This window comes from Novosphingobium aeonii (assembly GCF_052279045.1).
In the GTDB taxonomy this organism is placed as follows: Bacteria; Pseudomonadota; Alphaproteobacteria; order Sphingomonadales; family Sphingomonadaceae; genus Novosphingobium.
This window is the reverse complement of the sequence record NZ_CP176832.1, coordinates 2726696-2744544: the sequence shown is the minus strand read 5'-3', so window position 1 is coordinate 2744544 and position 17849 is coordinate 2726696. Positions and strand designations below refer to the sequence as shown.

The 17849-nt window shown below is 64.2% G+C and carries 17 protein-coding genes; 5 read left to right on the top strand and 12 right to left on the bottom strand.

Features of this window, described 5'->3' with window-relative positions:
- Positions 1-58 precede the first annotated feature (58 nt).
- Positions 59-1039 (top strand): NAD(P)H-dependent flavin oxidoreductase, encoded by a 981-nt coding sequence (locus tag ACLIMP_RS13250; RefSeq protein WP_185997038.1) that lies wholly within the window; start codon positions 59-61, stop codon positions 1037-1039.
- A gap of 21 nt (positions 1040-1060) precedes the next feature.
- Complete coding sequence (locus ACLIMP_RS13245; protein ID WP_324695996.1) at positions 1061-1852, top strand: enoyl-CoA hydratase-related protein; 792 nt, start codon at positions 1061-1063, stop codon at positions 1850-1852.
- Positions 1853-1952: 100 nt separating this feature from the next.
- On the opposite strand, the gene ACLIMP_RS13240 is transcribed toward ACLIMP_RS13245, so the two are convergent.
- From ACLIMP_RS13240 to ACLIMP_RS13230, 3 genes are all read right to left on the bottom strand, one after another.
- Entirely contained in the window at positions 1953-2525 is a 573-nt protein-coding gene (locus tag ACLIMP_RS13240) for an AbiV family abortive infection protein (RefSeq protein WP_324698714.1), read from the bottom strand.
- A 323-nt stretch (positions 2526-2848) separates the two neighbouring features.
- Positions 2849-3757 (bottom strand): hypothetical protein, encoded by a 909-nt coding sequence (locus ACLIMP_RS13235; protein WP_185997040.1) that lies wholly within the window; start codon positions 3755-3757, stop codon positions 2849-2851.
- Between the two features lie 601 nt (positions 3758-4358).
- Positions 4359-5615 (bottom strand): CaiB/BaiF CoA transferase family protein, encoded by a 1257-nt coding sequence (locus ACLIMP_RS13230; RefSeq protein ID WP_324695990.1) that lies wholly within the window; start codon positions 5613-5615, stop codon positions 4359-4361.
- A 138-nt stretch (positions 5616-5753) separates the two neighbouring features.
- Here ACLIMP_RS13230 and ACLIMP_RS13225 point away from each other — a divergent pair, with 138 nt between their 5' ends.
- Positions 5754-6557, top strand: coding sequence for an SDR family NAD(P)-dependent oxidoreductase (locus tag ACLIMP_RS13225; RefSeq protein WP_324695988.1), 804 nt, complete (start codon positions 5754-5756; stop codon positions 6555-6557).
- 6 nt (positions 6558-6563) lie between these two features.
- On the opposite strand, the gene ACLIMP_RS13220 is transcribed toward ACLIMP_RS13225, so the two are convergent.
- Positions 6564-7508 (bottom strand): GGDEF domain-containing protein, encoded by a 945-nt coding sequence (locus ACLIMP_RS13220; RefSeq protein WP_292636423.1) that lies wholly within the window; start codon positions 7506-7508, stop codon positions 6564-6566.
- A 229-nt stretch (positions 7509-7737) separates the two neighbouring features.
- Here ACLIMP_RS13220 and ACLIMP_RS13215 point away from each other — a divergent pair, with 229 nt between their 5' ends.
- Positions 7738-8232, top strand: a complete 495-nt coding sequence (locus ACLIMP_RS13215) for a VOC family protein (protein WP_324695984.1) — start codon at positions 7738-7740, stop codon at positions 8230-8232.
- Here ACLIMP_RS13215 and ACLIMP_RS13210 read toward each other — a convergent pair.
- Entirely contained in the window at positions 8180-9220 is a 1041-nt protein-coding gene (locus ACLIMP_RS13210; protein WP_324695982.1) for a substrate-binding domain-containing protein, read from the bottom strand. The two genes, ACLIMP_RS13215 and ACLIMP_RS13210, sit on opposite strands and share 53 nt — an antisense overlap.
- 176 nt (positions 9221-9396) lie before the next feature.
- On the opposite strand from ACLIMP_RS13210, the gene ACLIMP_RS13205 reads away from it, so the two are divergent.
- Positions 9397-10590 carry an acyltransferase family protein gene (locus tag ACLIMP_RS13205; RefSeq protein ID WP_324695980.1) on the top strand — a complete coding sequence of 398 codons (1194 nt, stop codon included), beginning with the start codon at positions 9397-9399 and terminating at the stop codon, positions 10588-10590.
- A gap of 98 nt (positions 10591-10688) precedes the next feature.
- Here the strand turns inward: ACLIMP_RS13205 and ACLIMP_RS13200 are convergent, their stop codons facing one another.
- The 7 genes from ACLIMP_RS13200 to ACLIMP_RS13170 form a co-directional block, all read right to left on the bottom strand.
- On the bottom strand, positions 10689-11858 hold the full coding sequence (locus tag ACLIMP_RS13200) for a thiolase family protein (RefSeq protein ID WP_207906105.1): 1170 nt from the start codon (positions 11856-11858) through the stop codon (positions 10689-10691).
- Positions 11858-12262, bottom strand: a complete 405-nt coding sequence (locus tag ACLIMP_RS13195; RefSeq protein ID WP_054440887.1) for a Zn-ribbon domain-containing OB-fold protein — start codon at positions 12260-12262, stop codon at positions 11858-11860. The genes ACLIMP_RS13200 and ACLIMP_RS13195 overlap by 1 nt, the downstream gene beginning before the upstream one ends.
- A 113-nt stretch (positions 12263-12375) precedes the next feature.
- A complete protein-coding gene (locus tag ACLIMP_RS13190) occupies positions 12376-13296 on the bottom strand; it encodes a TIGR03619 family F420-dependent LLM class oxidoreductase (protein ID WP_324695974.1) in 921 nt (306 codons plus the stop codon).
- A gap of 11 nt (positions 13297-13307) precedes the next feature.
- Complete coding sequence (locus ACLIMP_RS13185; protein WP_324695972.1) at positions 13308-14516, bottom strand: CaiB/BaiF CoA transferase family protein; 1209 nt, start codon at positions 14514-14516, stop codon at positions 13308-13310.
- On the bottom strand, positions 14503-15663 hold the full coding sequence (locus ACLIMP_RS13180) for a CaiB/BaiF CoA transferase family protein (RefSeq protein ID WP_324695970.1): 1161 nt from the start codon (positions 15661-15663) through the stop codon (positions 14503-14505). Before ACLIMP_RS13180 ends, ACLIMP_RS13185 begins: the two co-directional genes overlap by 14 nt.
- Positions 15660-16412 (bottom strand): SDR family NAD(P)-dependent oxidoreductase, encoded by a 753-nt coding sequence (locus ACLIMP_RS13175; RefSeq protein WP_324695968.1) that lies wholly within the window; start codon positions 16410-16412, stop codon positions 15660-15662. The genes ACLIMP_RS13180 and ACLIMP_RS13175 overlap by 4 nt, the downstream gene beginning before the upstream one ends.
- Complete coding sequence (locus ACLIMP_RS13170; RefSeq protein WP_324695967.1) at positions 16412-17839, bottom strand: aromatic ring-hydroxylating oxygenase subunit alpha; 1428 nt, start codon at positions 17837-17839, stop codon at positions 16412-16414. The genes ACLIMP_RS13175 and ACLIMP_RS13170 overlap by 1 nt, the downstream gene beginning before the upstream one ends.
- Positions 17840-17849 lie beyond the last annotated feature (10 nt).

The window sequence follows — 17849 nt, the reverse complement described above, 5'->3', positions numbered from 1 at the left end:
AAGCGCGGCAATCCCCCCTAGGACCGCCGGAAAGAGGCTTTTTGGGAGTTCACAGGCAATGGCGTTCAAGACCCGCGTCACCGAGATGCTCGGTATCGAGCATCCGATCGTGCAGGGCGGCATGCAGGGGGTGGGTCTGGCCGAACTTGCCAGCGCCGTGTCCAATGCAGGCGGCCTCGGCACGCTGACCGCGCTCACCCAGCCCAGCCCGCATGCGCTGCGCGAGGAGATCGAGCGTTGCCGGTCGATGACCGACAAGCCGTTCGCCGTGAACATCACCGTGTTCCCGACCATCCTTCCGCCCGATTACAAGGCCTATGCCCAGGCCGCGATCGACGGCGGCGTGAAGATCATCGAGACCGCCGGCACGCAGCAGGTTCGCGAAATCTGGGAGATGGTGAAGCCGCACGGGATCACCGTGCTTCACAAGTGCACCGCCGTGCGCCACGCGCTTTCGGCCGAGAAGCACGGCTGCGACATCATCTCGATCGATGGTTTCGAATGCGCCGGCCATCCGGGCGAGGATGACATTCCCGGCCTGATCCTGATCCCCTCGGCGGCGGACAAGGTGAAGATCCCGATGCTGGCCAGCGGCGGTTTCGGCGATGGGCGCGGTCTCGTCGCGGCGCTGGCACTGGGGGCGGAGGGCATCAACATGGGCACCCGCTTCTGCGCCACGCGGGAAGCGCCGATCCATGACAACGTGAAGGCCAAGTACGTCGAGAACGACGAGCGGGGCACCAACCTCATCTTCCGCAAGTTCAAGAACACCGCGCGCGTCGGCAAGAACGACGTATCCGACGAGGTCGTCGAGATTTCGGCGCGGCCCGATGCGGTCTTCGACGATATCCGCCACCTCGTGGCAGGCGCCGTCGGGCGCGAACTGCTCCAGAGCGGCGATCTCACGAAGGGCATCTTCTGGGCCGGAATGGTGCAGGGCCTGATCCACGATGTTCCCACCTGCAAGCAACTGATCGACAGGATCGTTGCCGAGGCCGAGGAAATCGTGAATGGCCGTCTCGGAAAGATGCTGGCCTGAGCCGGTACGGATTACGGAGCGATGCCTGAAATGACCTACGAGAAAGTCCTCTACAGCCTCGAAAACGGTGTCGCGCGGGTTTCGATGAACGATCCCGCCACCCGCAATGCCGGCTCCGCGCAGATGGGCGAGGAATTGTTCGACGCCATGACCCGCGCCTCGTTCGAGGCACGGGCTGTGGTGCTGACGGGCGAGGGCAAGGCGTTCTGCTCGGGCGCGAATCTCGGCGATGCGTCCGACATGCTGGCCGATCCGCGCCGCGACGTGGGCACTCTGCTGGATCGTCACTTCAATCCGGTCATCATCGCCATGCGCAACATGGAGCAACCGGTCGTCACCGCCGTTCGCGGCGCGGCAGCGGGCGTGGGCGCGGGCCTCGCCATGGCGGGCGACCTGATCCTCTGCGCCGAAAGCGGCTTCTTCCTTCAGGCCTTCCGCCACGTCGGCCTTGTGCCCGATGGCGGTTCCTCGTGGCTGCTGACCCGCGCGGTGGGCCGCGTGCGCGCCATGGAAATGATGCTGCTGGGCGAGCGTCTCCCTGCCGCCAGGGCGCTGGAATGGGGCCTCGTCAACCGCGTGGTGCCTGACGAAGACCTCGATGCCGCTGCCCTCGCGCTGGCGGGCGAACTGGCGCAAGGTCCGTGGTCGCTGCGCCGGATCAAGCAGGTCGCTTGGGCGGCGACCGACTGCACGCTGGAACAGGCCCTCACCAACGAACGCCTCGGCCAGCGCGACGCCTCCCGCACGCAGGATTTCGTGGAGGGCGTCACGGCCTTTGCCGAAAAGCGCAGACCGGTGTTCAAGGGGCGCTGAACGCGGGCACCGTTTATTGGCCGTTGTTTCAGCTTGCGCTGGGATGGCGGCTTACGCCCCGTTGCGGACATCGAAGTGCGGGAGGGTTTCTCCGCCATGACTAAAGGCGTCCGAGATTGTTTTCGAAAAGGACCGATGCCATTTCCATAGCGGATACATTGAACATCGAGCGGCGTGCTAGCCTGAACCAGCCTAAAATCTCGCTGGCGAGATCCACATGAACGCCGTCTTCAACATCGTGCAACGGCATCTTCGGCAGTTGATCAGCGTAGGTTACAGCCATCCTCACGTCATCAAAAAAGCCCGAACGGGCAAAGGCAAATTGCTCAGAAAGCGGCCCTATTGTGGTGAAGTCGAAACCGTCAGCGGCCAGTTTTCGGCGAAGCTTTGCCTTGGAAATCTTGGTCATTTCATATGCAGATAGCAGCGCGAAAGTAGCGGCTTGCTTCTCGATATGAGTCGGATAGGGCCGGGAGTTAGCCTGATTTTTGACGCCCCATGACGTTATCAGCGCCTTCCCGAGTTCTTCTATAGCGAAGATGGAGAGCATCATAGCCGACGGGGCACGCTCATTGTCGGCCATCAGCTGCGCGTCTGAAGCAAGCCTCTCCGCGTTCTCAATTGTCTTTTTGAAGAAAGCTAATTCTTCAGGGCTGGCAAGCTTTCGCGACATGGACATTTGTGACTGATAATTGGGGCTACACGCAAATCAAACAGAGTCTCGGTGCCGGAGAGCATCTCCGCCACCGAGGTCTGCTTTCCACCCTTCATCGCCTTTCCGGGGCGCCGATCGCATCGTTTGGCGAGGTAAAGCCGCCCGACCGTTTTCAGGCAGTCCAAATCCGCGGCTTTAGCGGCGATGAGGGGTGGTGAGTGGACGTTAGCTTCCGACCTTCCAACGATCACCGAAAATTGCTGCCAGCTCCGCCAAATGCCAGAACTGCGGTGAAAATCGTCTGGAGCCAAAACCCAATTGGATGATCAATCCTCGGAAAATTAGATATAAATAAAAATCATATTAAATTCAGGCTGAGTGCTTTGATAGTACATTGGTTCGCTAATTCTGTTCAGCATGAAGGTCACCTCCCCGGCTTCGGGGTCGACGCTCATCACGGCCAGGTCGTATCCCGCAACATTAAGCAGTGGAATAGGCTTACCTGTTCCATATGCGACGTTCAGTTTATCTTTGAAGGGGCTCTCGGCGCCGGTCCTGACATCCCATAAACTAAACTTACCCCACGACGTTTCCTTTCCGTCGCGCATAGGGCGTAGATAGATCAGGAGATTGTTGCGGTCAGCCTCGATCCGCTTAAGCGTGAGATGGAATTGCTTCCCTTCTGCGTCTGGAGTGAGTTCCAGCGTATGGAACGGCACTGGCTCGATCTCGCGAGCGGCTTGCAATTCCTTGGACTTCGCCCCCCCAAGAAAAACATGGTCGAGCAGTCCGTCGGCGTTCTCGTCAGCAAAGCAGAAACGCACATACTGTTCCACATTTGAGAAGACGCTAGCGACCAGCTGGTATGACAGATCGTTGTGGGCCTTGATCTCCGCAGAACAATAATAGTGGTCGCTATTAAGCCCAGTTCGCTTCGCGGAGGCCCCCGTGGCAGCAAATCCTTCCAAATCGAGATCTGTACCAACGTCTTGGACGAACCTATCGATCGAGACGGTTATTTTACGATCAAGGCGGCCCAAATTCCAACGCATAAACCGGCTAGAAGCGATAGATTCCCCTACCTTGATCTTAAATGGCGTACCAACCGGGGAATTGGTTTCCATTGGCACGAGCACGGATCGTGCAGATTGCAGCGGCAATCGCCCTGCCGTTAGGGTCGTCAAAAGCGCAAAGAGCCCCAACGCCTTGACCAGTTTCGATCGACGCCCCCAACACACCAGCATTGCCATTACCCCATGATGATATTGATTCCGACTCTAGCTAACAGCAATGGTTCCATGCTCCAATTCGGTTTGTTCCATTCCCCCACACATAACTGCACTCGTCAAAGACGATCGAATAAAGATCATATGTAGAATTTGGGTTAGCCGAATGGTGCTCGACTGACGCGGAGATGAGAGTTTGTATATCCGGCATGGGGCGTGTCCGGAATGGCAGGAAATCTCCTTTGTCGGCGATGCGCTATACCGAAGGCGATGGGCAGCTATCTGCCGATGTGAGCCGGTGAGACGCCTTTTTCGCAACCGGCCTCCACGTTGTCATCCTGAACTTTTGTCAGGATCCATGTCTATACCCATGCTTGTTGTTGGGCATGGAAACTTGCCCTCGGTTTGGGCGATTTGGCGGCGAAGCTTTCGGTGGGATGGATCCCGAAACAAGTTCAGGATGAGGAACTGCGCGACGGCACCTTGCCTTCGCAACAACCATCTTCGTCATCCTTGCGCCGGCGGGGATTCCGCTATTCCGACGGACGCGGCGCGGTAAAAGGCTGCGGGTTCCAGCCTGGGCGACGGAGTTTGAGCGTTGGGCAGGCGTCTACCCAGCAAGCCCTCAGATCGCGCCCACTTCCCGCAATTCCGCCATCCTTGCTTCATCGATACCGATCTCCGCCAGCACTTCGGCGGTATGTTCGCCCAGCATGGGCGGGGCCATGCGGATGGTTGCCGGGCTGGCTGACATCTGGGCGAGCGGGCTGGCGATGAGGTCCACCGAACCGCTTTCGGCCCAGGCGTGCGGCGTGGCGGCGCGCAAGTTCCGGTGCTTGACCTGCTCATCCTCCCACACGTCCGCCAGTTCGTTGTAGCGCGCGGCGGGGATGCCGACGCCGTCGAGCATGTCCTGCATCCGGGTGACGGTGAAGCCCGCGCTCCAGGCGTTGATGAGGTCCATCAGTTCGGCGCGGTTGGTCTTGCCGCGCTTCAGGTTGCTGTCGAAGCGCGGGTCGGTGAACAGTTCGGGCTGCTCCATCAACACGGTCAGGCGGCGATAGTGCTCGTCGGTGCCGGCGGTGAGGTAGATGATGCCGTCGGCGCAGCGCATCAGGTCTGCCGGGCCGCCGCCGTTGCCGCCGTTGCCGAGGCGGGGAGGGGCCTGCCCGCTGATGAGGTAATCCTGCATGATGTGGCTGACCATCGCCACCGAACTGTCGAGCAGGGCGATGTCGATGAACTGGCCCTCGCCAGTTCGGTTGCGGTATTGCAGCGCGCCGAGGATGGCGAGGGCGGTGTTGTGGCCGGTCACGAAATCGACGAGGCTGGGTCCGGTCTTGAGCGGGCCGCCGCCGGGCTGGCCTTCGGGAAGGCCGGTGACGGCCATCATGCCGCCGGTGGCCTGGAACAGCCCGTCATAGCCGGGCCGCGCCGCCATCGGGCCGGTCTGGCCGAAGCCGGTCACCGAGCAGTAGATCAGGCGCGGGTTGATGGCCTTCAGGCTCTCGTAATCGAGGCCGAAGCGGGCCAGATCGCCCACCTTGTAATTCTCGATCAGCACATCCGCCGTCTTCACCAGCTCCTTGAGGATGGCCTGACCTTCCGGCTTGGAATGGTTGAGCGTGATGGAGCGCTTGTTGCGGTTGGACACGGTGAAGAAGCTGGAATGGCGGGTCTCGATCCCGTCCTTGCCGGGCACCCACGAGAAGCCGTAGCCGCGCCCGTCGTCCCCCACGCCGGGGCGCTCGATCTTGATGACGTCGGCGCCGAGGTCTCCGAGGATCTGCGCGCCCACGGGGGCGGCGAAGACGCGGCTCATGTCGATCACGCGGATGCCGGCCAATGCCGCCTTGGCGGCGCTCTTGTCGTTGTTGCTCATCGTCCGAACCTAGTCAGAGCGGAGAGGCGGGCCAAGGCGGGGGGCGGCGCTTATCGCAGCGACGATCAAGGCGGCCTGCCGCCCAAGTCAGGGCTTATCCCGCCCGCCAAAGCCGGTTAGCGCGGGCGCAACGGACACATGAAAAAGGGACTGGGCGAGATGAAGACGGCCATCATCACCGGGGCAGGCAGCGGCATCGGCCTTGAAACCGCAAAGATACTCCATGGCGAAGGCTTCGCCATCGTCGGCGTCGGTCGCAGCAAGGACAAGCTGGCCACGCTGGAGGCAGAGATCGGCAACCCCGACCATGTGCTGGCGATATCGGCGGACCTTACCGACCCTGCCGCGCCCGCGCGGATCGTGCAGGCCGCGCTGGACCGGTTCGGCCGGATCGACGCGCTGGTGAACAATGCCGGTGTCGGCAGTCCGAAGCCGCTGGACGAAACCGACGACGAAACGCTGGACGATTTCCTCGACATCATGCTGGTGGCTCCGTTCCGCCTGTGCCGCGATGTGATCCCGCACCTTTCGCAGGGCGCGAGCGTGGTGAACGTCACCAGCACTTTCGCGCATATCGGCGGGCGGCGGGGCGGCGCCTACTCGGCGGCGAAGGGCGGTCTCAAGTCGCTGACCGAACACATGGCCTGCGAATACGGCCCGCGCGGCATCCGTTCGAACTGCGTGGCGCCGGGCGTGACGATGACCGACATGGTGCGCCACCGTTTCGAGGATGAGGGCTTCAAGCGCGCCAATGTCGAAACCACGCCCTATCCGCGGCTTGCCCAGCCCGAGGATATCGCTTCGGTGATCGCGTTTCTCTGCCTTCCCGGCAGCGAGATGATCAATGGCCAGTCGATCGTCGTCGATGGCGGCTGGACGGCGACGAAATACCTCTCGCCCCGCGTCACCCGCACCACATGGGTCGAGCCTGACGGAGAGTAAGCGGGATTAAGGCGCGGTGCAGACCACGTTTCCGCCGCGCCGTTTCGCCTCGTAAAGCGCCGCGTCGGCCCGGTGGAACAGGGCTTCCGGATCGACGCCCCCGGCGCTGTCGGGGAATGCCATGCCCGCGCAGGCGCCAAGCGGGAGGTAGCGTTCCTGCCAGATCACGGGAGAGGCCAGGGCGCTCATGCGGTGCCGCACGCATATCTCGAGCCCCATCCGCGATCCCGTGCGGCCCAGGATCATCGCGAATTCGTCACCCCCGATGCGGGCGATGAGCCGGGCTTCGGGGAACGTGGCGCGCAGCCGGCGGGCGAAGCCGGTCAGGCAAGCATCGCCGGCGGCATGGCCCCACCTGTCATTGACGGCCTTGAAGGCGTTCATGTCGAACAGCACGATGGCGCCGATGTCCGAAAGGCTATCGTCACCGGCGGGTCGGTCGAGGAATTCGGACTGGAAACGGGCGCGGTTGGAAAGGCCGGTCAGCGCGTCATTCTCGGCCATCTGGCGAAGCCGTTCCCAGCGCAGGCGTTCCTCGGTGATGTCCTGCTTCATGCCATAGAGACTGACGGGGCGGCCGTTCTCGACGCGGGTTGCCGCGGTCAGGCGCATCCAGCGCAGTTCGCCGTCGGCGCGCCTGATCTGCGCTTCCATCGAGAATCCAGAACGCGCGGCAATGGCCTGCGAGCGTAGCCGCTCGAGCGTGGCGCGCGAATCCTCGGCGTAGAATTCCAGCGTTTCGCGGCGGTCCATCTGGCGGTGGAGCGGGGCGCCGAAGATCTGGAACACACCTTCCGTCCAGGAAAGCTCTTGCGTCCGCAGATCGCAGGACCAGGCGCCGATCGATGTCAGTGCCGCTGCCTGCGCGTATAGCTGCGCCGGATCGCTTGCGATCATGCGGGCAGCGCCGGGCGCGGGGGTCGTGCGGGACTGGATGACGGCGTGATCCAAAAGGCGGGAACCTCGGGGGGAAGAGGGTCGCGCTCCGTTACGGGAGCTTGGCTTAGGGGTAAGCACTTAAGGTAAAAGGAATACTAAGCATAGGGTCTTGAATGGTCTCCGGGGGGCATCATTCATTGCCGTTTCGCCAACGGCGATGCTCCCTCCCGGTCAAGCTGGCGCGGTTGTTCGCCGGCCGCCGGGCGCCGATAATGCCGCCTCAATCGATCGGGAAGAGGCGATGATCCGGGGCATCCATCATGTCGGCGTGAACTGCCGCGACCTTGCGCGAATGACGCGTTTCTACTGCGAAGCCTTCGGTTTCGAGCCAGTGGACGAAGGGTTCGGCTGGGCGGACGAGCCGGTGATGGACCGCATCGTCGATGTGGCCGGATCGGCGGCGAAGGGCGTGATGTTGCGGGCGGGGCAGTGCTATCTCGAACTGTTCGAGTATTCCGCTCCGCCTTCCGACATCGCCCGGCCGCTCAGGCCCAACGATCGCGGCTATACGCATTTCTGCATCGATGTGACCGATATCGAATCGGACATTCTCCACCTGAAGGCCTGCGGCATGACCTTCGGCGACCGGGATTTCGTTGACGTGGGCCATGTAAGCACGATCTACGGCTACGATCCCGAGGGCAACGTGATCGAGGTGCAGCAATGCATGCCGGGCAACGGCTTCACGCTGGAGGAACTCGGCCAGGGAAATGCGCTGCGCGCCCGGGCGGAATGAGGGGATCGGAGCCGATGCCTTCCCCGGTGTAGCGGCTGACCGAGCCGCGCAGGCTGAGGTCGGCCGCGAAGGTGTGGCGGGCGATTGCTCCGTCCGTGATCCGGGTGAGCGCCTCTCGCGCGATGGCGGCCCAGGGGACGCGCATCGATGTGAGTGGCGGCAGGGTCCGGGCCGCCAGCGGCGTATCGCCGAACCCCACGACCGAGAGTTCACCCGGCACCGAAGTTCCGGTTCGCGCGGCGGCATGGAGAACGCCGGCCGCCATCTCGTCGTTGCAGCAGACGATCGCGCTGGGGCGGGGGCTGACGTCGAGCAGGAGCAGGCCCGCCTCGATCCCCGATTCGAAAGTGCCGTTCCCGGAAACGACGAGGGGCGGCCCCCTTCCGCCCCGGTCCGCCATGGCATCGAGGTAGCCCTGTTCGCGCAGGCGCGGTCCGGGCGAGGTTTCCGGTCCGGCGACAAGGCCGATGCGGCGATGCCCTTCGGCCGCCAGCCAGTGCACGAGTTCGGCCATCGCCGCGCGGTCGTCACAGGCAAGGCCGGGTTCGCCGGGCCGGGAGCAGGGCACGCCCGCCGCTGCGCACATTTGGGCAAGGGCGGGATCGGACGAGAGCGGCGGCAGCAGGATCGCGCCGCTCGGGCGGTGAGCGGCCAGGAACCGCTGCAATCGCTGTGCGGGATCGGCGGCGAGCAGATGGACGGCCAGGGCCGGGCCACCGTCCTGAAGTTGTGTGAGAAGTTCGGTTTCCATCACGCTGGCAAGGGCGGGGTCCGAGCCGTCGTGCAGTAGGACGATGAGCGCGGGGCGAAGCCCTGCGCTGGCCGGTTGGCGATGCGCGAAGCCCAGTTCCGCCATCGCCGCCTCGATAAGGCCGCGCGTATGTTCGCTGATGGTTGCAGAGCTGTTCACCAGGCGGCTGACGGTCTTGCGCGAAACCCCTGCGAGCCGGGCGACATCGTCCATGGTGGGGCGCGAAGGAGGTGGCATCCGGCCATCATGGGAGGGCTGCGCAGACCCCCCAAGCACAATCCGCCCCGATCCGGATCGGTCGCCCGGCAATGCCCCTGCGACGACCTGATACAACCCCGTTATTGCGGAAAACGGGCGAAATCCCTAAGTGGGCCGTGCTTCCGCACTGGCGGATCCGCCCACCCCACCGGAGAATGATGAAGCCCGTCCCGTCGCAACGCCACTATGGAATGGATTGGCTGCGCGTCGGCGCGTTTGTTCTGCTGATCTTCTATCACGTCGGCTTTTCGTTCACGCCGTGGGGCTATCAGACCCCCACGCGCGGTGTCGTGGCGTGGGCCGAGATCCCGCTGCTCGGCCTGAGCGCATGGCGTCTGGCGCTGCTTTTCGCGATCTCCGGCTATGCCAGCGCGGCGCTACTCAAGAAGGACGGCAACAACCGCGTTTTCCTGAAAAGCAGGGTGCTGCGCCTTGGCATTCCGCTGCTGTTCGGGTTGACCGTGGTGGTGCCGCCGCAGCCCTACATGGGGCTGATCAACAGCGGCTACGCGCATGGCTACGGCTATTTCCTGCTGCACGACGCCTTCAGCTTCCGGAAGGTGGGCTATGAAAGCCTTCCTGCGACGATGCACATGTGGTTCGTGATCTACCTGCTGGTCTACACGCTCCTGCTCTGCTTCGCCCTGATGGCCTTGCCCGATGCATGGCGTGCCAAGCTGCAAAAGGCCGCGGAGCGCGTGCTGTCCGGTCCGGCCCTGCTTCCGGTGGGCATCGGCCTGATCTTCCTTGTCCGCCTGATCCCTTATGGCTGGACCGACATCCACAACCTGCTGCAGGATCGGGCCGCGCATCTGCATTACGGCGGGATGTTCCTGTTCGGCTTCCTGCTTCGCGGATCGGTGCCGATCCAGCAGGCGATAGCGCGGCAGTGGAAAGTGGCGCTGGTGCTGGGGATCGCGGGCTATGCGTGGGTGATCCGGGATTCGCTGCTCTATCCGGGAAATATTCCGACCCCGGCTGCCTGGGAGCAGCCGCTTTCCTTCGCCAAGTCGATGCAATGCTGGGGCACCGTGATCGCGCTGTTCGGCATTGCCGACCGGTTCTGGAACTTCGACAGCCGCTGGCGCGTGACGCTGGTGGAAGCGGTCTTCCCGATCTACATCGCGCACCAGACGGTGATGGTCTTCGTGAGCTACGGCCTGCGCGACATGGGACTGACCGCGCTTCCGGAATTCCTGACTCTCTGCCTCACCGTGGCGGGCGGTTCCTGGCTGTTCTATCTCCTCGGGCGCGAAATCGGCCCGCTGCGCCCCCTGATCGGGCTCAAGCGGCACCGCACCCGCAAGCCTGTAGGTGAAAAGGAACCGGCGCTGGCCTCGATCGGCTGAGTTTCGGTTCTAGCGTGCTTCGGCAAGTTGCCGGTCTCGCCCCCGCAGGACATCCCCGACCTCGCAGGAGGAGAGCCCGCGAGGTCGGAGTCTACAAGTCAATCGCGCGCCAGCAGCAGCGCTGCCGCCATCGGGCCGCCGCCCGAGGTGGCGACCGCGAGCTTGGGGTCGCCGCCGATCTGCCGTTCGCCGGCTGCGCCGCGAAGCTGGGTCACGGCCTCGTGCGCGAAACCGAAACCGTGCAGCCGGCCCGCGCCGAGCTGCCCGCCGAACGTGTTGAGCGGCAATTCGCCATCGCGCGCGATGCGCTTTCCACCTTCGATGAAGCGGCCGCCTTCGCCCTTGGGGCAGAACCCGAGCCCTTCCAGCCAGGTGATCGGCAGGAACGCGAACCCGTCGTAGAACTGCACGGTATCGACATCGGCCGCCGTGTAGTCGGTGCGGGTCCAGAGATCGGCGCCGGTTTCGTAGGCGGCGAATTCCTCGACCTGATCCCACGAGTAGCGATCCACCGAACCGGACATGGCGGCGATGCGGATCGGCGTTGCCGTGACTTCGTCCAGCGCGTCACCCGCCGAGACGATGACGACGGTGGAAGCGTCCGAGAAGCGGTCGCAATCGTAGAGGCACAGCGGCGTGGTGATCATCCGCGCCGACATGTACTTGTCGAGCGTCAGTTCTTCCTTGGTGATCGCCCGGGCGCGCGGGTTGGCCATGGCGTTCTTCGAACCGTTGATGGCGATCTGGGCGAGCTGTTCGCGCGTCATGCCGTAGCGGTGCATGTGCCGGGCCGCGTACTGCGCCGTCCAGCAGGCTGCCGATGTGGCCCAGAACGGGCTGGTCCACTGCGAGGACCCGGTGACGGTATCCTGCTTCGCGCCGGACATGTACTGAGCCGGATCGGCCATGCCGCCCGCTTCGTAGACCGTGCGGAAGCAGATGACGTGGCGGCAGACCCCCTGCTTCACAGCCATGGCCGCCATGCCGATGGCGGAGAGCTGCGCGGGCTGTTCCATCGCGCCCATGTGCCACTTCGACTTGATGCCGAGCACTTCGATGAGGTCTTCGCTGCCGACCGGGGAGAAGGCGGTATAGCCGTTCATCTTGCCGGGGTAAGTGAAGACGCCGTCGATCTGGTCGAGCCGGAGCCCGGCATTGTCGAGCGCTTCGCGCACCGCATCGACCGTGAGAAGCAGCGGATGGCGCGGCAGGCGCACGCCGACTTCGGACTGGCCGACGCCGGTGATATAGGCTTCCTTGCCGGCCATCAGGCGACTTTCTCGAAGAGGGGATAGAATATGCCGTCCTGTTCCTCGAATGTGACGCGAACCTTGTCCTCGAAGTCCACGGTTTCCACGGGGCTACCGACGATGTTGGTGGTGAGAAACACGCCGGGCGCGCCGTCCAGCTTCACGCGGGCGATCACGTAAGGCACTTCCAGCCCCTTGGCCCAGGGCTGGTGGTTCACCGTGAAGCTGTCGATCGTGCCGGTTCCGGGAACGGCGTGGGGGGCAACGTTCTCCGATTGGCAATGGCGGCACAGAATGCGCGGCGGATGCGTGAATTCTCCGCAATCGCCGCAACGGGTGATGTTGAGCTGTCCTTGGCCACCGCCGGTCCAGAAGGCGGTGTTTTCCTGGTCCAGCTTGGGCTTGGGCCTGGGTGGATTCATGTCGGGTCTCTCCCCTGTTTTGCCGGGACAGTTCGGTGTGGCGGGGCTTTGCGTCAAGGCGAGCGGGGGATTGATCGCGGGGGCGCGCGCGATCCTTTCCCCGCATTCACCGCTCAGCGCAGGCCGGGCATGATCTCCTCGGCGATCCACTGGGTGTAATCGCGATAGGCCTCGATTCCGGGCAGATTCGGGATCGGGATCGAGCTCCAGGTAACGCCCCATTCGGCCAGTTGGCCAAGCCGGTCCAGAAGCTGCTGCCCGGTCTGGCCGGGCCGGGCGGAAGGGTCGTGCTGTACTTTGTGCCCCTCACCGACGCGCGCTGTGGAAATGCCGTAGAACACGTCGGCAAGCTGGCCGTTGTAGTCCGGCTGCGAGCGGATGAAGTCGATCCTGTCGGGGATCGTCTCGGGCTTCGTCAGGAACGGCCACCAGCCTTGCGCATAGCGCGCGGTGCGCTTCAGCACGGCATCGGCATCGCCGCCGAACCACACCGGGATATGCGGTTTCTGCACCGGCTTCGGTTCGAAAGCGACATCGCGGAAGGAGACGTACTTGCCCTCGAATTCCGGGTTTTCCTGGGTCCAGAGCGCGAGGATCGCCTGGATGTATTCCTCCGCCATGGCGCCGCGTTCGTGGAAGGGGATGCCGAGCAGGGCGAACTCCTCCTCCAGCCAGCCGACTGCGAACGTGATCGTCACGCGGCCGGAAGAAAGCCAGTCCATCGTCGCCAGCGCCTTGGCGGTGACGATCGGGTGCTGCGCGGGCAGGATGGCGATGCAGGAATTGACCCGCACCCGCTCCGTGGCCCCGGCAAAGTGGCTCATCGCGGTATAGGCGTTGAAGTAGAATGGGCCGGAAAGATCGACGTGGGCTTTCGGGATCACGTGATGCTCGGGCACCGCGATCATCTCGAACCCCAGCTTTTCCGCCCATTTGGCGAGCGCGGTCTGGTCCGCGCCGGTGACGGCCAGTTCCCATGGCTGCATCGTTGCCTTGAGTTCGAGCATGTGCGGCATCGCGAATGCGAGTTTCAAGAATTCACCCTTCAGTCGATCACTTTGCGGGCTATCAGATCGTCCATTTCGCTTTCCGACAAGCCCAGAAGCTCGCGGTAGACATAGCCATTGTGCTCCCCGAGCAGGGGAGCGCCGCGTTCGACCTGCGGGCCTTCGGGGCTGATCCGCCATGACGGGCCGATGATCGGACGGGTGCCGTTGCGGTGATCGCTGACCATGCGGAAGGCGTCGCGGCCCCAGAGGAAACCGTCCGAGCAGAGGTCCATCGAACTCATCGCCTTGAACGCCGGAACGCCTGCGTTTCTGAGCTTTTCGGCAAGGTCTGCGGCGTGGTGCGGGCGGGTGAGCGCGGAGAGTTCGGCATCGAGTTCGGCGCGGTTGGTCAGCCGGTTCGCCAGCGTCGTAAAGCGCGGATCGGTGGCGAGGGCAGGGGCGCCCAGAGTGTTGCAGAGTGTGCGCCATTCGGCCTCGTTCGCCACTGCGATACTTGTCCAGTCGCTCTCGCCGCAGGAGTAGAAACCGTGCGGGGCCATCTCCGGGTGGTGGTTGCCGTCGGCCTTGGGCACGTCTCCGGTGACGCTGGCGGCGAAGAGGCTGTCTCCGACGAGGCTGGTCATCGCCTCCACCGCCGACAGGTCGATGAACTGGCCTTCGCCGGTGCTCTCGCGGTGGTGGAGCGCGGCCACGCAGGCGAGTGCGGCCAGCGCGCCGGCGGTGGAATCGCCGTAGCGGATGTTCATGCCCTTGGGCGTCTCGCCCTCATGCCCCACCAGCGCGGTGAGGCCGGAGAGCGCGGCGAAGCAGGGGGCGTAGCCGGTCTGATAGCCCAGCGGGCCGTCGCTGCCCCACATCTTGATCGCGCACTGGATGAGGTCCGGCTTGATCGCCTTGAGGCTTTCGTAATCGAGCCCGGACCGTTCCATCGCGCCGGGGCGGATGTTGTCGATCAGAATGTCGGTCTCGGCGATCATGCGCTTCACGAGGTCCAGCCCCTCGGTGGTCTTCATGTTGACCTGAACCGAGAGGATCTCCTGATTGATCGACAGGAAATAGGGCGCGGCGTCGATGTCCACGCCGCCATAGGCGCGCATCTCGTCGAGGTTGGAGCGGGATTCGATCTTGATCACTTCCGCGCCGAGGTGGGCGAGCAGCTTGCCCGCGTAGGGGCCGGCCCAGACTTTGGTGAGTTCGACAACGCGGATGCCGGCAAGGGGGCCTTTCCGGTCAGGAAGCGGCATCGAGGATCTCCTCCTGATCGGCGCCGAGACAGGGTGCTGCCGCCTTCACCGAAACCGGCGTGGCGCTCATGCGGTAGGCGGCGGTGGGGTAGGAGACGTCTCCGAACGCCGGATGCACCGCCTGCTGGAAGAAGCCGCGATGGACGAACTGTTCGTGGCGGGGCAGGTCATTCGCGGTCTGGACCGGCACCATGGCGACGCCCGCCTTCTGTGCGGCCTCGGTAATCGGATGCTTGTCCTGCCGGGCGATCCAGCCTGTGAAGTGTTCGCGGAATTTCGCGACATTGGGCGCGGTGCAGTCGAACTCCAGCCAGTCCTCCCGCAGTTCCTGCGTCCAGTCCGGATCGCCCATCAGCGCGCAGAGGCCCTTCCAGTGCGCGCGGCTGGTCATCAGCAGGAAAACATGCCCGTCGCGGCAGGCAAAGGACGTGCCGGGGCCGCCCATGTCGTAGGCGGTGCGCGCGTCGCTGGGCTCCGCCTCGCCCGCCAGCATGCGGTCCAGCACGCAGTCGATGCGGTTCAACTGCACTTCCACTTCGGAAATATCGACGAACTGGCCCTGACCTTTGCGGCGCAGGCGCAGCAGCGAGGCCATGGTGGCCAGCGCGGCGTCGATCCCGGCTTCGTAGTCGGAGAGGAACCGGCCTGCGCCTTTCAGCGGCGGCTTGTCGGCAGGCGTTTCGCTGGGGCTGTGGTAGGCCCAGCCGCCCGCCGCGATGACGTTGATCGGGCGGGCGGATTGCCAGCCTTCCGGCGCATCCTGCCCGAACGGCGTGACCAGCGTGTGGACCAGCGCGGGATGCGCGGGGGCGACCGCTTCGGGCGTCAGGCCCATCGCCCGGCACCAGCCCGCGTCGTGATCGTCGATCAGCGCATGGGCGCGGGTCAGCAGGCGGTCCAGCACCTTGTGATCCGCGGCATCGGCAAGGTTCAGCACGACCGATTTCTTGTTGGTGTTGAGGTAGGCGAACAGCGTCGATTCCCCCGCCGCGAACGGCCCCATCGCGCGCGTCGGAGCGCCGCCGGGGCGTTCCACCTTGATCACTTCGGCGCCGAGATCGGCCAGCAGCTTGCCGGTATATTCCCCGCTCACCCGCTCGGCGACCTCGATCACGGTAAGCCCTTCAAGGGCGCCTCTACTCGTCATAACGATTGCCCGTCGTCGATCGTGAATGTGGCGCCCGTCACTTGCGCGGAGGCGTCGGAAAGCAGGTAGAGCAGGGTGGGCGTCAGCGCCTCGGCATCGAGCAGGCGGCGGCGGTGGAGGGCGGCGATATCGGCTTGTCCGCGCTCGCTGGCGAACCAGTCGGTGTTGATCTCGGTGGCGATCCAGCCGGGTTGCAGGGTGTTGACGTTGATCCCCTGCCGTACCCATTCGCGCGCCAGTTGCCGGCCCAGGTGGGCAAGACCCGCCTTGGTGGCCGCATATAGGGCATCGCCGGTGCCGTTCTGCAGCGCGGTGATCGACCCGATCAGCACCACGCGCCCGCGTTGATGCTCGCGACTGCCGCCCGCGATCAACCGCCGTCCGGCCTCGCGCGCGACCAGCATCGCGCCGAGCAGATTGGTATCGAGCACGCGGCGCAGCCCGTCTTCCGGCACATCGGTGGAACGGCCGCCGGTGCCGACACCGGCATTGCAGATCACGCCATCGATCGTGCCGAACCGGGCCTCTGCCGCATCGAAGGCGGAGCGCACCGAAGCCTCGTCCGTCACGTCCAGTTCGACGGCCAGTGCCTCGCCCAGTTCCGCCGCCAGCTTGGCGCAGCGGTCCACCCGCCGCGCGCCCAGCACGACGCGTCCGCCCGCAGAGGAAATGGCGCGCGCGAAACCGGCGCCGATCCCGGAGGAGGCGCCGGCGACGAAAACAGTGCGACCCGATAGTGAAAACGTCATCAGCGTTGAAGGGCCCTAAAGTCAGGTTGATAGGGCGGCAGCGCCATGTACTTGTCGATGGTCTGTTCGAAGTGGCGCACGCGCACTTCCTGATAGTCGCCCAGGGTGATGCCGGGCTTGGCGCTGGCTTCCAGACCTTCCTGCTGGGCGTAGAGGTTGTCGGTATCCTGATCGAGGATATGGCCGAAACCGGGGTCCATGCCCTGCGCTTCTGCAAAGGACTGGTGATCCTGAAGGATCTCCACCTCGGCAGTCTCTACCTCGCCGCCGTCCTTGGGCTTGGGCCGCATGAACATCACTTCGTAGATCGTGCGGCGATGGTCGCGCGCGTCGGGGCGGAAACGGTAGATCATCGGCAGCGAGATGCCGGGGAACAGGAACAGGTTCGGGAAGAACGTGTAGCTGTAGGTATCGAGCAGCTCGGTATCCGAAACGTGGCTGAGATCGGTGTTCGTTGCCGTTTCGAACATGTCGCGGAACATGTCCGCCATCACTTGCCGCGCGCGCTCGCCCGCCTTCAGTTCGGGCTTGCTGCCGCCCAGCGAGGAACTGTCGCCCAGCGTGAAGTTGGCGATGATGTCCGCCTCGCTGTACTTGTCGCGCAGTTTGGGGCTGACCACGCCGAGCGTGGAGATGAAGCGGTCCACGTGATCGCCGTAGACATCGTACTGAGAGTTTACGTCGCCATTGGCGGGCGCGACTTGCGGGTGCGTGTCGCCGACGTGATAGGCCTCCATGAAGGCCTCCATCGTCAGCTTCCAGTTGGCCGGATAGCTCTTCTGGACGTGGAGGTAGATGTAGCGATCCTCCAGCTTCCACGCCTTGAGATGAGCGAGGGCCTCGGCGCCGAGGTACTCCTCAAGGCTGGGCGCGGCGGGGTCCATGTTGATCCAGACGAAGCCGCCCAGCCGCTCCACCCGTGCTTCGGGCAGGCACATCTTCCGCGTGGCGACATGGGCGAAGTCCCACTTTTCAGGGATTTCCTTCAGCGATCCGTCGAGGTTCCAGGTCCAGCCATGGAACGGGCACTTCAGCTTCGCCGCGAAGCCCGCCGTGCCGGAGGGCTTGAGCTTGGTGCCGCGATGGAGGCAGGCGTTGAAGTAGGCGCGGATCTCGTCATCGTCACACCGGGTGACGATGAAGGAGTACGATCCGATATCGTAGACGTAATAGTCGCCCACTTCGGGAATGTGATCCTCACGGCAGGCCATCTGCCATGTGCGCGTCCACATCCGCTCGAACTCGCCCTTTGCGAAGGCGGGGTCGGTGTAGCGTTCCTTGGAAACGTCCTCGCTGCCGAGGTAGTGGTAGCTTTCGCTGGCCGCCCAGGCAGGCGCAGCGTTGCGGTCGGCGGCGATGATGTCCTGCGTGGATTCGGCGGGGCAGCGGGCCTCGCCGGGCTGCAGCGTTCCGGTGGCGACGTTCATTCCGAGGCTC

Coding starts and splice junctions, on each gene's coding strand:
- ACLIMP_RS13250 (WP_185997038.1), top strand. CDS start 59: ATGGCGTTCAAGACCCGCGTCACCGAGATGCTCGGTATCGAGCATCCG.
- ACLIMP_RS13245 (WP_324695996.1), top strand. CDS start 1,061: ATGCCTGAAATGACCTACGAGAAAGTCCTCTACAGCCTCGAAAACGGT.
- ACLIMP_RS13240 (WP_324698714.1), bottom strand. CDS start 2,525: ATGTCGCGAAAGCTTGCCAGCCCTGAAGAATTAGCTTTCTTCAAAAAG.
- ACLIMP_RS13235 (WP_185997040.1), bottom strand. CDS start 3,757: ATGGCAATGCTGGTGTGTTGGGGGCGTCGATCGAAACTGGTCAAGGCG.
- ACLIMP_RS13230 (WP_324695990.1), bottom strand. CDS start 5,615: ATGAGCAACAACGACAAGAGCGCCGCCAAGGCGGCATTGGCCGGCATC.
- ACLIMP_RS13225 (WP_324695988.1), top strand. CDS start 5,754: ATGAAAAAGGGACTGGGCGAGATGAAGACGGCCATCATCACCGGGGCA.
- ACLIMP_RS13215 (WP_324695984.1), top strand. CDS start 7,738: ATGATCCGGGGCATCCATCATGTCGGCGTGAACTGCCGCGACCTTGCG.
- ACLIMP_RS13210 (WP_324695982.1), bottom strand. CDS start 9,220: ATGCCACCTCCTTCGCGCCCCACCATGGACGATGTCGCCCGGCTCGCA.
- ACLIMP_RS13205 (WP_324695980.1), top strand. CDS start 9,397: ATGATGAAGCCCGTCCCGTCGCAACGCCACTATGGAATGGATTGGCTG.
- ACLIMP_RS13200 (WP_207906105.1), bottom strand. CDS start 11,858: ATGGCCGGCAAGGAAGCCTATATCACCGGCGTCGGCCAGTCCGAAGTC.
- ACLIMP_RS13195 (WP_054440887.1), bottom strand. CDS start 12,262: ATGAATCCACCCAGGCCCAAGCCCAAGCTGGACCAGGAAAACACCGCC.
- ACLIMP_RS13185 (WP_324695972.1), bottom strand. CDS start 14,516: ATGCCGCTTCCTGACCGGAAAGGCCCCCTTGCCGGCATCCGCGTTGTC.
- ACLIMP_RS13180 (WP_324695970.1), bottom strand. CDS start 15,663: ATGACGAGTAGAGGCGCCCTTGAAGGGCTTACCGTGATCGAGGTCGCC.
- ACLIMP_RS13175 (WP_324695968.1), bottom strand. CDS start 16,412: ATGACGTTTTCACTATCGGGTCGCACTGTTTTCGTCGCCGGCGCCTCC.
- ACLIMP_RS13170 (WP_324695967.1), bottom strand. CDS start 17,839: ATGAACGTCGCCACCGGAACGCTGCAGCCCGGCGAGGCCCGCTGCCCC.